The following is a 14,010-nucleotide window of genomic DNA, read 5'->3' on the forward strand; positions in this document are numbered from 1 at the left end:
ATGCAAGACCTGCTATTCCCGGCGGAGCCACAGACCCGGGCCATTGCCCGTGAGCTGTTCTCCCATGTGCGGGAGCTTCCGTTGCTCAGCCCACACGGGCATGTCGACCCGGGTCTGCTCGCCGACGACGCACCTTTCCCGGATCCGGCCCAGCTGCTCATCACGCCCGACCACTATGTGACCAGAATGCTGCTGAGCCAAGGGATCCCGCCTGGCGAGCTCGGCGTGCGGCGCATCGACGGGGGCGAGGCACAGACCGACCCGAGGAAGATCTGGCGCACGTTCTCCGACAATTGGCACCTTTTTCGGGGTACCCCATCAAAATTGTGGTTGGAACAAACGCTTCGTGACGTTTTCGGGGTCGAGGGGCCGCTGACCTACGAGACCTATGACGTTCTAGCCGAGAAGCTCGCCAAGCCCGAATTCCGGCCGCGGGCGCTGTTCAGCCGGTTCAACCTGGAGGTGCTCGCCACCACCGAGTCGCCGCTGGACAGCTTTTCCCGCCACGAGAAGCTGGCCGCAGACGGCTGGCTCGGCCGGGTCATCACCACGTTCCGTCCCGACGATGTCGTCGACCTTGACTGGTTCGGCTGGTCCGACCGGGTGGCCCGCCTGGGCGAAATCACCGGCTGTGACACCTCAACATTTTCTGGGTACCTGGAAGCGCTGCGCTCGCGGCGGGAGGTGTTCATCAAATACGGCGCGACCTCGTCTGACCATGGTCACCCAACCGCGCGAGTCGGCGTAGCGGACGATGCTGCGGCTATATATCAACGCGCGATGCGCGGTCAGGTGACACCCGAGGAGGGCGAGGTGTTTCGGGCACACATGCTGATGGAGTTCGCTCGCATGTCGCTCGAAGACGGCTTGGTGATGCAGCTGCACCCCGGCTCATATCGCAACCACAACCGTTATCTCAGCCGCGCCTACGGGCGTGACACCGGTGGCGATATCCCGCAGGCCACCGAGTACACGCACGCGCTCAAGCCGCTGCTGGACGCCTACGGCCACGATCCCCGGCTGCGCATCGTGGTTTACACCCTCGACGAATACACCTACAGCCGTGAGCTGGCGCCGCTGGCCGGCGGCTATCCGGCGCTGTTCCTCGGTGCGCCATGGTGGTTCCTCGACGCGCCAGAAGCGTTGCGCCGCTGGCGGGAAACGGTCACCGAGACCGCCGGCTTCTACAACACGGCCGGATTCGTCGACGACACGCGCGCCTACTGCTCCATTCCCGTTCGCCATGAGGTGGCTCGCCGCGTCGACGCCGGTTTCCTCGCCCGGCTTGTCGCTGAGCACCGGCTCAGTCTCGACGACGCCGCCGAAACCATCGCCGATCTCGCCTATCACCTGCCCAAGAAGGTGTTCAAGCTGTGAAAATAACGTCATATCAGGTCCACGACGTCCGCTTCCCCACCGCAGCGGCGGGTGACGGTTCCGATGCCATCAACCGGGGTGACTATTCGGCCGCCTATGTCAGCCTCGGCACCGACGCCGGGCTGATGGGGGCCGGCTTCACGTTCACCAACGGGCGTGGCAACGAAATCGCCTGCGCCGCCATCGAAGCGCTCGCCCATCATGTCGTCGGCCGCTCGCTTGAGGAAATCGTCGAAGAACCGGTGGCGTTCTGGCGCTCGCTGACCGCCGATGTCCAGCTGCGCTGGCTGGGCCCGGAGAAGGGCGTCATCCACATGGCGACCGGCGCTCTGGTCAACGCGGTGTGGGATCTGCGCGCCAAGGCCGAGGGCAAGCCGATGTGGCAGCTGCTCGCCGAGATGCCCGCCGCCGAGCTGGTCGCGAACGTGGACTTCCATCACATCATCGACGCCATCACCCCGGCCGAGGCGCTGGCGCTGCTCGAAGCGGGCGACGACAGTTACGCCGAACGCCTTGCGGTGCTTGAGAAAGACGGGTTCCCCTCCTACACCACCTCGGTCGGCTGGCTCGGCTACCCCGACGAGCAGGTGCTCACGCTCACGCGGCAGGCCTACGACGAGGGCTGGCGGGCGATGAAGATGAAGGTCGGTGGACCGATCGAGGACGATGTCCGGCGGGCGCGGCTGATCCGTTCGGTCATCGGCGACGACGCGCTGCTGATGATGGACGCCAACCAGGTGTGGGACGTGCCGGAGGCGATCGCCAACATGGCGCAGCTGGCCCAGTTCAATCCATATTGGATAGAGGAGCCGACGCACGCCGATGACGTGCTCGGGCACGCCGCGGTGGCGCGGGCGGTGGCCCCGATCCGGGTCGCCACCGGTGAGGTGGCCGCGAACAGGGTCATCTTCAAGCAGCTGATGCAGGCCAACGCAATCGGTGTCTGCCAGGTCGACGCGTGCCGGGTGGGCGGGGTCAACGAGGTGCTGGCTACGCTGCTGATGGCCGCGAAGTTCGGTGTCCCGGTGTGCCCGCACGCGGGCGGCGTCGGCCTGTGTGAATATGTCCAGCATTTAGCGATATTCGACTACCTGCGGGTGGGTCGTTCGCTGGACGGGCGGATGGTCGAATATGTGGACCATCTGCACGAGCACTTCGAGGACCCGATCACGGTCTCCCAAGGCCGTTACCTGTTGCCGCGGCAGCCCGGCTACTCGGCCACGCTCAAGCCGTCGTCGATCGCTGAGTTCTCATTCCCGGACGGTCCGGTATGGCGCGCCTAGCTTCCGGCGTCGAGCTGCCGGTCGGCCGGGGTCCGCTGGCCGAGCCCGGCTCCTTCGGCGCGGGCATCGTCCACCTTGGCCTCGGCGCCTTCCACCGTGCGCACCAAGCCGTCTACACCGAGGCCGCCATGGCCTGCTCGGGCGGGGATTGGGGCACTGTAGGGATCGCGCCCCGCTCACGCGACATCGTCGACGCCCTCACCGCACAGGACCTGCTGTTCAGCGTCGTGACGCTGGGCGGATCGGGAGCGCGGGCGGTGGCAGCCTTTAGCGAGGTGCTCAACGCCGATGCGGACCCGGCCCGTGTGATCAAGGCGCTGGCCGATCCGGCCATCAAGGTGGTCACCCTGACCGTGACCGAGAAGGCCTATCGCGTCGACTCGCCGATCATGCGGCTGCTGGTGGCCGGGCTGCGGGTGCGCGGCGGGGCGCCGATCACGGTGCTCAGCTGTGACAATCTGCCCTCCAACGGTTCCGCGCTGGCGGCCGTCGTGTTGGGGCTCGCGCCCGAGCTGTCGGCCACGGTCAGCTTCCCGAGCTGCATGGTGGACCGGATTGTGCCCGCCACTAATCGTTCCATTTTGGACAGAGCGGCCACCGATCTCGGGATGGAGGACCTCGCCGCGGTCGGCGCGGAACCCTTCTCGCAGTGGGTCATCGAGGACGACTTCGCCGCCGGCCGGCCCGATTGGGAGGCGGGCGGCGCCCAGTTCACCACCGACGTGACCGCGTGGGAGCACCTCAAACTGCGCACCCTCAACGGGGTGCACAGCGCGCTGGCCTACCTCGGGTCGCTGTCCGGCCGGGAGACCATCGCCGAGGCGCTTCAGCTCCCCGGGATCGCCGGCATGCTGCGCCGGTACGTGGCCCAAGAGGTCGCGATCTCGATGAGCCCACCGGACGGGGTGGACGTGGTGAAGTACGGCGAGACCGTGCTGACCCGCTTCGCCAATCCGGAGCTGGGTCACCGCACCGCACAGGTCGCCATGGACGGCACGCAGAAGCTCCCGCAGCGCCTGCTCTCGGTGCTCAATTCCGTTCCGGCCCCTCAGTTCGCGACCCTGATCGCGGCGGCGTGGGCCCAGTACGCCGCGGGCGACCAGCCGCTCGACGACCCGCTCGCTTCCCGGGTGCGTGCAGACCTGTCCACCGAGGCGCTCTTCGGTGAGGGCGGCGTGCTGCCCGTCCCCGATTCCGAGCGGCGCGCGATGATTGACACGTGGCGGCGCGAGCTGGCTAAGCATGGCGCGGTCAAGGTGGTGGCGGCACTGTGACAGCACGGATAGCGCTCGTCGGGGCGAACGGACACGGCTTGCATCATCGCGAGCAGCTCGCAGAGTTCGAGGCTGGCGAGCTGGTGGCGTTGTGTGATCGAGCCGAGGTGGAGGAGGCGCCCGAAGGCGTGCCGGTGTTCACCGATCACACCGAGATGCTGGCGTCGGTCAAGCCTGACGTGGTGATCGTGTCGACACCGCCCGCGACGCACCTGTCGATCGCCGCCGACGCGTTGCGCGCCGGGGCGGATGTCTTGCTGGAAAAGCCGCCGGTGCTGAATCTCGCGGAGCACGAGGCACTGTCGCAAGTGGAGAAAGCCACCGGACGGGCGGTGCAGATCGGCTTTCAAGCGCTCGCGTCGCCCGACCTGCCGAGGCTGAAAGCCCTTGCCCCGTGCGATGTTTCGGTGTTCGCTTCGTGGCAGCGCGACGACGATTACTGGGTAAGGTCGCCGTGGGCGGGCCGTCTCCCGCTCGACGGCGCTTTGCGAAACCCGTTCGCTCACGCTGTGATGCAGGCGCTTGCGGTTTCGGGCAGCGAGCCGGTGAAGGTGGAGGTGGCCTGGTGCCGCATCCGCGATATCGAAGTGGAAGACACGGCGACGTTGCGTTTGACGCTCGCCAGCGAACAGCGTGTGCTCATTGCCGTCACTCTGGCCGGGGAGGATTTCATTGACAGCCGGATGATAGTGGGGGAGGTCGAGCTCGACTATCGGGTGGACAGCGGCCTTCCGCTACTGGAGAATCTCTTGGCGCACAGGCGAAGCGGTGAGCCGCTGGTGGCGCCGCTGGAGCTGACCCGCGGCTTCACCGCGGTGGTGGAGGCATTGGGCACGATGCCCCGGCCCGGTCTCGCGCGCAGTGAAGAGGGCGTGCTAGTCGGCGTCAACGCGGCGCTGGAGCAATGCGCGCGGAATTTCACGCTTCTCAATGAGATCGACACACCTTGGGCTGCAACGGTTACGGGCGGGACTGCAACTATCGGCTAACTGCACTCGCGACACTTCATGAATAGGCGCTGGTATTCCCGTTTCGCCACCCGGGAATAGTCGGTGGTGTGCCTGAATCCCTGCAACATTCCTGCACATCGAATCCATTGACTTCGCTATTTCGCGTTCCCTAGTTTTCTCTTGATGTGACACATCAGCAAGAAAATAGGAGACTACGTATGCGCAAGCTCGGGACAGCGCTTTCCATCTTGATTTGCTTACCCATCGTCCTGGTCCCACAGGCGGCCACGGCTTCCACGCCGTTCTTCGCCCAGCAGACCTTGCCATCCAACGACGGTTGGGCGGCGTCCGGCACGGGCACCACGGGCGGCTCAGGCGGCACGGTCATCACCGTGCGCACGCGCGACGAACTCGCTGCGGCCGTTGCCGGAACGGCACCAAAAATCGTTCTCGTCGAGGGCGACATCGCCGGCCCGGACTGCGCCGGCCTCGCCGATCCCGAGTACACCCTCGAGGCCTATCTGGCCGCCTACGACCCGGCGGTGTGGGGTCGGGCGACCGACCCGAGCGGGCCGCTGGAGGCAGCCCGGGTGCGTTCGGTGGCCAAGCAGCGGGCGCTCACCGAAATCAAGGTGGGTGCCAACACCACCGTCTTCGGGCTCCGCGGCTCCTCGATGAAGAACCTCACGCTGATGATCGACACAGCGCCTAACGTCATCGTGCGCAACATGACCTTCATCGACGCCGCGGACTGCTTCCCGCGCTGGCGGCCCACAGATGGCGCCGAGGGTAACTGGAACTCCGAGTACGACCTGGTTTCGGTGCGGCGCTCGACGAACGTGTGGATCGACCACAACACGTTCACCGATGGCGACAACCCGGACTCCAACCAGCCGGTGTACTTCGGCCGGCCCTGGCAGGTCCACGACGGCGCCCTCGACATCACCCACACGAGCAGCCTGGCAACGGTGTCGTGGAACGTTTTCACCAACCACGACAAGACTCTGCTGATCGGCTCGAGCGACACCGTGGGCCCGGACGTCGACAGGCTCAAAGTCACCCTGCACGACAACGTCTTCGACGGCGTGGGCCAGCGGGCCCCGCGGGTGCGCTTCGGCCAGGTGGACCTCTACAACAACTACTTCAAGGTCTACGGATCGCTCTACGACTACAGCGTCGGGCTCGGTATCCAGTCGGCCGTCTACATGGAGAACAACTATTTCCGCGTGGACGAGACCATTCCGCTCGACCAGATCCTCAAGGACTGGAAGGGCACCAAGGTCACCGAGATCGGCTCCCGCGTCAACGGGGAAAGGGTCAGCCTGCTGGACGCCTACAACACCAGCTTCGACCCGGACTTCGCCCCGGACGCGGGCTGGACCCCGGCACTGCGCCACCACGCGCCACTGCCCGCCGTGGTAGTGCCGCTGCTCACGACGTTCCTTGCGGGCGCCGGGAGGCTTCCCGCCTAGGGCACCAACGCAACGCGTCGGGCGCGCGCTCCTCGCGCCCGGCGCAGGCGTGGCACACCTTCGTTTCACCACCGGTCCCTCGGCGGTGAAACGCGGGATCCTCCGCTTCCGGCGGGCGCCCTTCGGCGCGCCCGGCGTCGAAACCGCCGGAAGCGGAACAATGGAGGTTGGTAATGAAACTGCGCATCTCGATCGCGGTCGCCGCGGTCCTTGCCCTGATTGGGGTAATGATCGGCACCGCCACGGCAGCAACACTATTCTCCGACGACTTCACCGACGGCGACACCTCCGGATGGTCAAAGTCGGGAGGTGACTGGTCCGTCGTCAGCGACGGGTCACCGGTTCTGCAACAGGGCAAATTAGACAGTGAGCTGGCTCGCCAGTTCGCGGGCAGCACCGGCTGGACCAACTACACCGTTCAGGCGCGCGTGAAGCCGACCGGCTTCAGTGGCACCGGCGCCTTCGCTGGTATAGCCGCCCGCTCCACCGGCGCTACCACCATGTACCGGCTCGTGCTGCTCAGCGGCCGCGCCGAGATGCAGATGGCCAACGGCAGCTCGGTCACCGTGATCGGTGGCGTGAACATGTCGGTGAGCACCAGCACGTTCTACACGCTGAGCATCACGGTCAGCGGCAGCACCATCACCGGCCGGGTCAACGGCTCAGTGGTGGGCTCCGGCAGCAACAGCCAGTACAGTGCGGGCCGCATCGGCCTGCTGACCTTCCACGCCACCGCGCGTTTCGACGACGTACTGGTCACCGACACCGCGACCACACCGCCGAGCTCGAACCCGCCCACCGGCGGCCCAAGCAGCCCGCCGCCGAGCAGCCCTCCGCCGCCTCCGCCGCCCGGTAACGTTATTGGCTGGGCGACCGTGAACGGCAGCACCACCGGTGGCGGCAACGCCTCCCCGGTCACCGTGACCTCCGCGAGCGCGCTGCTGAGCGCCATCTCGGGCAGCGGCGCGGCTGTCATCCGGGTACAGGGCACGATCACGCTGAGCGGCATGAACAATGTCGGCTCCAACAAGACCATCATCGGGGTCGGCTCCAACGCGACCATCGTCGGTGGCGGCCTCAACCTCAGCAGCGTCTCCAACGTCATCATCCGGAACATCAACTTCCGCGATTGGGACGACGACGCCATCAACCTGCAGGAAGGCGCGAACCACGTTTGGATCGACCACAACTCGTTCACCAACGGGTTCGACGGCGCGGTGGACATCAAGCGCGCCTCCGACTATGTGACCGTCTCCTGGAACCACACCTTCGGGCACGACAAGACGATGCTGCTCGGCCACAGCGACGACAACGGCAGCCAGGACATCGGCCACCTGCGCGTCACCTACCACCACAACTGGTTCGACGGCTCCGGCACGCGTCACCCGCGGGTGCGTTTCGGCAACCCGGTGCACGTTTTCAACAACTACTACTTCAACAACGAGTACGGCGTGGCGTCCACGTGCAACGCGGGCGTTCTGGTCGAGGGTAACTACTTCGAGAACGTCGACGGGCCAACGTTTGTCGGCTATGCGGACTCGCCCGATGGTGCGATTCTGCAGCGCAACAACTTCTTCGTCGGCTCCGGCACGCCGGAGAACGGCGGCGGCACCGTGAACTCGATCCCCTACAGCTACTCACTCGCTTCCGCTTCCTCGGTCAAGGCGACTGTCATGGCCGGCGCCGGCACGGGCAGGATCTGACATGAAGCTGAAGCTATCCCTCGCGGCGGCGGCCGTCACGGCCACGGTCGTCGCCATGCTGGTCGGAACGGCAAATGCGGCAACGCTTTTCGCCGACGACTTCAACGACGGCAACGCGTCGGGCTGGAGCACCTCGGGCGGGACCTGGTCGGTCGCGTCGGGGATCTACTCGCAGTCGGGTACCAGCGCCGACGCGAAGGCTCAGGCCGGCTCGACATCGTGGACGGCGCAGTCGGTCACGGCCCGGGTTCGGGTCAACGCCTTCGGCACAAACTCGGCGCGGGCCGCGGGCATCGTGGCGCGGGCACAGAGCACGTCGAATTTCTACGCGCTAGTGCTGGCCCCGTCGTCGGTCCTGCTCAGGCGGGGCCAGACGGTGCTGGCATCGGCATCGCTCAACGTGGTGACCGGGACGTTCTACTCGCTCACGCTGACCGCCAACGGCTCGGCGCTGACCGGTTATGTCAACGGCAACCAGGTCGTCGCCGCCAATGACAGCACGTTTGCCAACGGCCGCACCGGTTTCAGTGCGACCTACGCCAACGCGTCCTTCGACGACCTCGTCGTCACCGACACCCCCGGTACGCCGCCGACGGGCTCACCCAGCCCGTCGCAGTCGACCAGCCCGCCGCCGAGCGGAAACTGCAACACCTCCGGCTCGCCCACCGGCTTCGCGAGTGTCAACGCGTGGGGCCAGAACGGGACGACCGGTGGCGCGGGTGGCCCGAAGATCGAGGTGGACACGGCTTCCGAGCTGCTTTCCGCGATCGGTCAGAGCGGCCCGCTGCAGATCTGCGTCCGCGGAATGATCACGCTGGCCGCAGGCATGTATAACGTCGCGTCGGACAAGACGATCGTCGGAATCGGCGCCGACTCCGGCATCACCGGCGGTGGCTTCAACATCGGCATCGCGGTTGATGACGCCATCACGTCGCCCCCGGCGAACGCGGTCAAGAACGTCATTATTCGCAACATGGTCTTCCGTGGGGCGAGCGACGACTCGATCAACGTGCAGATGTTCTCCCATCACGTCTGGCTGGACCACAACGATCTCGCGCAGGGCTTCGACGGCCTGATCGACATCAAGCGTGGTTCGTCCTACGTGACGGTCTCCTGGAATCACCTGCACAACCACACCAAGAACATGCTGCTGGGCCACGACGACGGCGCGGGTGCGCAGGACATCGGCCGGCTCAAGGTGAGCTACCACCACAACTGGCTCGACAACACTCCACAGCGCAACCCGCGGGTGCGCTTCGGCGAGCCGGTGCACGTCTACAGCAACTACTTCTTCCACAACACCGACGTGGGCGTGGCTTGCCAGGCCAACGCGGGCTGCATGGTCGAGGGGAACTATTTCGAGAACGTGGAAGAGCCGGTGAGCAATCACTATGCGGGCCCGACCGGGCGCTGCGTGGCTCGAAACAACGTTTTTGTTGGGGAGTCCGGCACGCCGGACTGCTCGGGGACGGTTCAGGAACCGTCCACCTATTACTCCTACACGCTTGATGACCCGAACACCGTGAAGGCAAGCGTTACGGCTGGATCCGGTACCGGGAAAATCTAATGAGCGATGGGGAGCGGGCGGCATCCCGCTCCCCATCTTTCTTTGAGGAGATAACCCTGATGAGATCGTCCCCTCGCTGGCGGGCGGCATTGGTCGCCTCCGCCACCACGATCGTATTGGCTGTGCTGGTCGTTGGCCGAGCCGACGCAGCGACCCTGTTCTCTGACGACTTCAACGATGGCAACTCATCCGGATGGTCAACTTCCGGTGGCAGCTGGTCGGTGACCAGCGGCGCTTACCGGCAGTCGAGTACCGGTGCCGATGCCAAGGCCCAGGCGGGCACGACGTCCTGGACCGACTACACCGTGCAGGCCACGGTGACCCCGATCGCCTTCGGCAATTCGACACGTTCCACAGGTGTCGCCGCCAGGGCACAGAGCATGACGAACTTCTATTCCTTGGTACTGGTGGGAAGCGGCTCGCTTCAGCTGCGCCGCATCTCCGGCGGCGGAACAAGCACCCTCGCGAGCGCCGCCACCGCGGTCACCCCCGGCACCACCTACACCTTGGCGCTGACCGTCAGCGGCTCCTCGCTGGCCGGGTCGGTGAACGGGACACAGCTCGTCACCGCCACCGACAGCACCTTCGCGACCGGCCGGGTCGGCCTGGTCGCCTCGTATACCAGCGTCTCCTTCGACAACGTCTCGGTCTTCACCGGCACAGCGCCGTCCACGCCGCCGACCCAGCCACCACCGTCATCGCCTTCGCCCACGGTTTCGCCGCCTCCTCCGCCGCCACCGGGACAGGCTGACGGCTTCGCCAGCGTGAACGCCATGGGACAGAACGGAACCAGCGGTGGTGCGGGCGGCCAGACGGTCACCGTGACGACCGCAGCCGCGCTCGAAGACTACGTCGGCAGGCCGGAGCCGTTTGTCATCATGGTGTCGGGCACCATCTCGGTCAGCGACATGCTCACCGTGGTGGCCAATAAGAGCATCATCGGGGTCGGCTCCACCGCCCACATCACCGGCGGCGGACTCCAGCTCGGCTCGACGACGCGGCCTGGCAATAACGTCATTATCCGCAACATCAAGTTCAGCAACGCCGGCGACGACTCGATCAGCGTGACCAACAATGCCCACCACGTGTGGATCGATCACAACGAGTTCCTGCCCGCCTTCGACGGATCGGTGGACGTCAAGCGCCAGTCCACGTTCGTGACCGTGTCATGGAACAGGTTCTCCGGCACGGACAAGAGCATGCTGCTCGGCCACTCCGACAGCTTCACCGCCGACGTCGGCTTCCTCAAGGTGACCTATCACCACAATCTCTTCGACGGATCCACCCAGCGCCATCCCCGGGTGCGCTTCGGCGACCCGGTCCACGTCTACAACAACTACTACCGCGGTGTCGGTCTCTACGGTGTCGCGTCGACGGAGAACGCCGGGGTTCTGGTGGAGGGCAACTACTTCGAGAACACCGCATTCCCCTGCTATTCGGTAAGCGGCTACGCCGACTCGGCCCCGGGCCGTCTCGTGGAGCGACTCAACACGTTCGTCAACTCGGGCGTCTGCGAGGCGGGCGGGACAGTGGCCAATCCGGCCAGCTTCTACGGCTACACGCTGACGCCGACGGGGCAGGTCCCCGCGGTCGTCACCGCGGGAGCGGGAGTGGGCAAGATATGAGGACCAGACTGCTCGTCGCGCTGGCGGCGGCTGTCCTGACGGTGGTGGCCGGAGTGGCCACCACCGCAAGCGCCGCAACGCTTTTCTCCGACGACTTCAACGACGGAAACGCCACCGGCTGGACCACCTCCGGCGGCACCTGGGCCGTGAACTCGGGGGCCTACGACCAGACCGGGACGAGCTCGGATGCACGTGCTCGCGCCGGCCAGACCTCGTGGACCAACTACACCGTCACCGCCCGGGTGCGTGCCAACGCCTTCAACGGCAGCAACCGGTTCGTCGCCCTGCTTGCCCGGGCCCAGTCCAACACGAGCTACTACTATGTGGCGTTGCGCAGCAACAACACCGTGGAGCTGAAGAAGCTCGTGGGAGGTTCGGCCACGACGCTGGCGTCGGCCTCGCTCGGCGTGAGCATCGGCACGTTCTACACCGTCAGCCTCACCGTCAACGGCACCAGCGTGTCTTCGCGCGTCAACGGTGGCACGCCGCTGAGCGCTTCGGACTCGCAGTTCGCCAGCGGGCAGATCGGGGTGGCGACGTTCAACGCGAGCGCCTCCTTCGACGACATCGTGGTCTCCACCGAGGCGGGTCCGACTCCGACGGCTTCGGCTTCGGCTTCACCGTCGGCCTCGGCGTCGCCGTCGCCGTCGGTCTCACCCACTCCTTCGCCCACGCCCAGCACCAGCCCGCCACCGATTCCGCCGGGCAGCGCCGACGGTTTCGCGAGCGTGAACGCGCTCGGGCTCAACGGAACCACCGGTGGGGTGGGCGGGCCGACGGTGGTCGTGCGCACGACCACAGAGCTGCTGACCGCGATCGACACCATCGGGCCGATGATCATCCAGGTTCAGGGGACCATCAGCATCACGAGCAAGCAGGGTGTCCGTCCTAACAAGACAATCATCGGCGTCGGTGCCAATGCGACCATTAACGGCGGCGGGTTCGATTTCTACCGCTCGTCGAACGTTATTGTCCGCAACCTCACCTTCACCAACGCCGAGGACGACGCGGTGAACGTCGGCCAGAACTCGCACCACATCTGGATCGACCACAACCGTTTCGTGGCCCCCATCGACGGCTCCATCGACATCGTCCGCGGTGCCGAGTACGTGACCGTCTCGTGGAACCACTTCGACCACACCGACAAGTCGATGCTGATCGGGCACTCCGACGGCAGCGGTGGCGAAGACATCGGTCACCTGAAGATCACCATCCATCACAACTTCTTCGACCACAGCCGCCAGCGGCATCCGCGGGTGCGCTGGGGGGACCCGGTCCACGTCTACAACAACTATTTCCTCGCCAACGAGCTCTACGGCGTCGCTTCCACCCAGAACGGTGGCGTGCTCGTGGAGGGGAACTACTTCCAGGACGTGCCGTTCCCGTGCTTCTCGGCGAGCGGCTACGCCGACAGCGGGCCGGGGCGCCTGGTGCAGCGCAACAACATCTTCACCGGATCTGGCGCCTGTGAGGTCTCCGGGTCCGTGGTCGAGCCGGGCCAGTTCTACCAGTACACGGTAGGCAACCCGGCTTCCATACCGGCCATCGTGCCGGCTGGGGCCGGCGCCGGAAAGATCTGATGACACTAGCGGGGGGCGGCGGCCTGGTGTCCGCCGTCCCCTTACCCACCGGGACCCGGCGCCTCGCCATCGTCGAGCGCGCCCGGCCCTACCCGCTCGCGGTCGCCGGCCCCGGCGACTTCATCTTTCGCGACGAGGGGGAGGTGGATCCGGAGATCGTCATGCGGCAGCCCGGCTTCAGCCTCTACTGCGTCGACCCCTCCACCCGGACAGCCCTCTTCGTGCAGACGCCAGACTCGGTGGAGCTGGCCCGGGCGCCCTTCTACTACCAGGCCCAGCACGCCAACGCGCTGGCCGCCGTGGCCGTCCCTTTCGCTGTGCTGCCAAGGCTTGCGCAGGTCGCGATCGTCGACCCGACGCGCCTCATCCTGCTCTACTCGGTCGGCCGTTGCGGCTCGACGCTCGTTGCCAGCGCCCTCACCTCGCTCGGTGGCGTGACCGCCCTCTCCGAGCCGGATGTGTTCACCCAGCTGGTCGGGCTTCGGGGCACCATGTCTGACTCGCAGCTCAGCGAGCTGGTTCGGCTGTGTGTGCGGATTGTGTGCGGCACGGCCGCGCCCGGCCGAACTGTCGCGCTGAAGTTCCGCAGTTTCGTGGTCGAGATATCCGACCTCATTCACCTGAACTTTCCCTCGGCACGCCGCGTCTTCCTCTACCGGCACGTGGTGGATTGGAGCCGCTCATCGGTGCAGGCTTTCACCGGGTACGACCCGTCGGCGTCACAATCGCTGCGACCCATCCAGGACCGGCTCGGGCGCATGGTCCCGCTGATGAACGCCTACCGCGCGGCCAAGGGCAGGCTCCTCACCCCGGTGGAAATGCTGGCCTGCCAATGGGTGTCGCAAGTGGACCGAGCGCTGAGCCTGCGCCGCCCACTGCACGCCGTGCGCTACGAAGACCTCGTCACCGACCCGGATAGGGCCGTCGGCGAGCTGTTCGCCTTCTGCGGCCTGCCCGAACCCGTCGGCCTGGAAGCGGTGCTCGCCAACGACTCCCAGGCCGGCACCACGCTGGCCCAAGCGGCTGTGCGCGACCGGCCAGTGCACCTCGACGAAGCCGAGCTGAACCGCGCCGTCGCCGAGCTGTGGGGCGAGCTGCTCGCCGCCCGCCACTTCGCCGGAGCAGCAAGATGACCCACCTCCGCCCCCCCCCCCCCCCCCCCCCCCCCCCCCCCCCCCC

Annotated in this window: 10 protein-coding genes; all 10 read left to right on the forward strand. The window is 66.3% G+C overall.

All coding sequences use genetic code 11. The features are described 5' to 3' along the window. The 10 genes from uxaC (at position 1) to Rhe02_RS42880 (ending at position 13,964) form a co-directional block, all read left to right on the forward strand. Entirely contained in the window at positions 1 to 1,377 is a 1,377-nt protein-coding gene (gene uxaC / locus Rhe02_RS42835) for a glucuronate isomerase (RefSeq protein ID WP_203914264.1), read from the forward strand. Then, on the forward strand, positions 1,374 to 2,660 hold the full coding sequence (locus tag Rhe02_RS42840; RefSeq protein ID WP_203914265.1) for an enolase C-terminal domain-like protein: 1,287 nt from the start codon (positions 1,374 to 1,376) through the stop codon (positions 2,658 to 2,660). Before uxaC ends, Rhe02_RS42840 begins: the two co-directional genes overlap by 4 nt. Continuing rightward, the gene (locus tag Rhe02_RS42845) at positions 2,648 to 3,934 is read left to right on the forward strand and encodes a mannitol dehydrogenase family protein (protein WP_203914266.1); all 1,287 of its coding nucleotides are present in this window, start codon (positions 2,648 to 2,650) and stop codon (positions 3,932 to 3,934) included. The genes Rhe02_RS42840 and Rhe02_RS42845 overlap by 13 nt, the downstream gene beginning before the upstream one ends. Then, on the forward strand, positions 3,931 to 4,923 hold the full coding sequence (locus Rhe02_RS42850; RefSeq protein WP_203914267.1) for a Gfo/Idh/MocA family protein: 993 nt from the start codon (positions 3,931 to 3,933) through the stop codon (positions 4,921 to 4,923). Before Rhe02_RS42845 ends, Rhe02_RS42850 begins: the two co-directional genes overlap by 4 nt. Before the next feature lie 179 nt (positions 4,924 to 5,102). Next, positions 5,103 to 6,356 carry a pectate lyase family protein gene (locus Rhe02_RS42855; protein ID WP_203914268.1) on the forward strand — a complete coding sequence of 418 codons (1,254 nt, stop codon included), beginning with the start codon at positions 5,103 to 5,105 and terminating at the stop codon, positions 6,354 to 6,356. 173 nt (positions 6,357 to 6,529) lie between these two features. Then, positions 6,530 to 8,059 (forward strand): pectate lyase family protein, encoded by a 1,530-nt coding sequence (locus tag Rhe02_RS42860; RefSeq protein ID WP_239124422.1) that lies wholly within the window; start codon positions 6,530 to 6,532, stop codon positions 8,057 to 8,059. 1 nt (position 8,060) lies between these two features. Beyond that, positions 8,061 to 9,626, forward strand: a complete 1,566-nt coding sequence (locus Rhe02_RS42865; protein ID WP_203914269.1) for a pectate lyase family protein — start codon at positions 8,061 to 8,063, stop codon at positions 9,624 to 9,626. Positions 9,627 to 9,685: 59 nt separating this feature from the next. Then, positions 9,686 to 11,251, forward strand: a complete 1,566-nt coding sequence (locus Rhe02_RS42870) for a pectate lyase family protein (RefSeq protein ID WP_203914270.1) — start codon at positions 9,686 to 9,688, stop codon at positions 11,249 to 11,251. Then, entirely contained in the window at positions 11,248 to 12,831 is a 1,584-nt protein-coding gene (locus tag Rhe02_RS42875) for a pectate lyase family protein (RefSeq protein ID WP_203914271.1), read from the forward strand. Before Rhe02_RS42870 ends, Rhe02_RS42875 begins: the two co-directional genes overlap by 4 nt. Further along, entirely contained in the window at positions 12,831 to 13,964 is a 1,134-nt protein-coding gene (locus tag Rhe02_RS42880; protein ID WP_203914272.1) for a sulfotransferase, read from the forward strand. The genes Rhe02_RS42875 and Rhe02_RS42880 overlap by 1 nt, the downstream gene beginning before the upstream one ends. Positions 13,965 to 14,010: the final 46 nt, after the last annotated feature.

The organism is Rhizocola hellebori (assembly GCF_016862955.1).
Classification (GTDB): Bacteria; Actinomycetota; Actinomycetes; order Mycobacteriales; family Micromonosporaceae; genus Rhizocola; species Rhizocola hellebori.

Bases quoted from the DNA above. Each gene is read 5' to 3' on its own strand.
- uxaC (WP_203914264.1), top strand. From the start codon at position 1: ATGCAAGACCTGCTATTCCCGGCGGAGCCACAGACCCGGGCCATTGCC.
- Rhe02_RS42845 (WP_203914266.1), top strand. From the start codon at position 2,648: ATGGCGCGCCTAGCTTCCGGCGTCGAGCTGCCGGTCGGCCGGGGTCCG.
- Rhe02_RS42855 (WP_203914268.1), top strand. From the start codon at position 5,103: ATGCGCAAGCTCGGGACAGCGCTTTCCATCTTGATTTGCTTACCCATC.
- Rhe02_RS42860 (WP_239124422.1), top strand. From the start codon at position 6,530: ATGAAACTGCGCATCTCGATCGCGGTCGCCGCGGTCCTTGCCCTGATT.
- Rhe02_RS42865 (WP_203914269.1), top strand. From the start codon at position 8,061: ATGAAGCTGAAGCTATCCCTCGCGGCGGCGGCCGTCACGGCCACGGTC.
- Rhe02_RS42870 (WP_203914270.1), top strand. From the start codon at position 9,686: ATGAGATCGTCCCCTCGCTGGCGGGCGGCATTGGTCGCCTCCGCCACC.
- Rhe02_RS42875 (WP_203914271.1), top strand. From the start codon at position 11,248: ATGAGGACCAGACTGCTCGTCGCGCTGGCGGCGGCTGTCCTGACGGTG.
- Rhe02_RS42880 (WP_203914272.1), top strand. From the start codon at position 12,831: ATGACACTAGCGGGGGGCGGCGGCCTGGTGTCCGCCGTCCCCTTACCC.